Source organism: Frateuria defendens, assembly GCF_001182895.1.
Taxonomy (GTDB): Bacteria; Pseudomonadota; Gammaproteobacteria; order Xanthomonadales; family Rhodanobacteraceae; genus Frateuria_B; species Frateuria_B defendens.
The window spans coordinates 1-1,452 of record NZ_LFQR01000249.1 but is presented as its reverse complement, the minus strand read 5'-3'; the positions used below and the strand labels follow the sequence as shown (position 1 = coordinate 1,452).

Here is a 1,452-nt window from a genome sequence, read left to right as displayed (position 1 = left end):
CCTTCACCAGCACCTCGATCACCGGCACGTTGTCGTGGCCGCCGATGTCGGGGACCTTCACTTCGATGGTGTTTGCCATGGGGGAATCCTTGAGTATTGCTTGTTCGCCACGCGGGCGCGTCGCCAGCACCCGCCTCTCACCCTGCCCTCTCCCGGCGGGGAGAGGGCGAGACGGGTCAGAGCAGCAGGCGGCGGATGTCGCCGAGCTGGTTGGCGAGGAAGACCGCGAAGCGCGCCGCGAGCGCGCCGTCGATCACGCGATGGTCGTAGGAGAGCGACAGCGGCAGCAGCAGCCGCGGCGCGAACTCCTTGCCGTTCCACACCGGCTTGATGGCCGCCTTGGAGACGCCGAGGATGGCCACCTCCGGCGCGTTGACGATCGGCGTGAACGCCGTGCCGCCGATGCCGCCCAGCGAGGAGATGGAGAAGCAGCCGCCGGACATCTCGTTCGGGCCGAGCTTCTTCTCGCGCGCCTTCCTGGAGATCTCGCCCAGCTCGCGGGCGAGATCCAGCAGGCCCTTCTTGTCCACGTCGCGGATCACCGGCACCACCAGGCCGTCGGGCGTGTCCACCGCGATGCCGATGTGGAAGTACTTCTTGAGGATCAGCTTCTCGCCCGAGGCGTCGAGCGAGGCGTTGAACTGCGGGAACGCCTTCAGCGCCGCCACCACCGCCTTCATCTGGAACACCAGCGGGGTGAGCTTGAGCTCCTTGTTCTCCGCGCCGAGCTGCTTGCGGAACGCCTCCAGCTCGGTGATGTCGGCCTCCTCGTGCTGGGTGACGTGCGGGATCATCGCCCAGTTGCGCGCCAAGTTAGCGCCGGAGATCTTCTGGATGCGCGAGAGCGGCTTCTCCTCGATCTCGCCGAACTTGGCGAAATCCACCTTCGGCCACGGCAGCAGGTTGAGCCCGCCGCCCGCCGGCACCGGCGCGCCGCCGACCGGGCGCGCGCCCGAGGCCAGTGCGTGCTTGACGTAGGCGGCCACGTCCTCGCGCACGATGCGCCCGCCGCGGGCGCTGCCCTTGACCTGCTGGATGTCCACGCCCAGCTCGCGCGCGAAGGCGCGCACCGCGGGGCTGGCGTAGGGCACGTCGCCCGGCATCACGATCTTGGCGTCGAAGGGCGGGCGCGCCGTCGGCGGCACGTCGCCCTCGGGCGCGTTGCCCGGCAGCACGCCGCGGGCGGCGATCGGCGCAGGCTTCTCGGCCACCGGCGGCGCGGCCGGGGCGGCGGCGGGAGCCGGCGCAGGCGCCGGGGCGGCGGCCTCGCCGGCGGCGTCCACGATGGCGATCACGTCGCCCTCGGAAAGCTCGTCGCCTACCTTGACCTTGAGTTCGCGGATCACGCCGGCGAAGGGCGCCGGCACTTCCATGGTGGCCTTGTCCGACTCCAGCGTGACCAGGCTCTGGTCCTTGGCAATGGTGTCGCCCACCTTCACCAGCACCTCGATC

At 70.5% G+C, this 1,452-nt stretch carries 1 protein-coding gene; it reads right to left on the bottom strand.

Annotated features, from left to right (window positions below; genetic code table 11):
• Window positions 1-176: 176 nt before the first annotated feature.
• On the bottom strand, window positions 177-1,451 hold the full coding sequence (gene aceF, locus ACH65_RS18150) for a dihydrolipoyllysine-residue acetyltransferase (protein ID WP_082190408.1): 1,275 nt from the start codon (window positions 1,449-1,451) through the stop codon (window positions 177-179).
• Window position 1,452 lies beyond the last annotated feature (1 nt).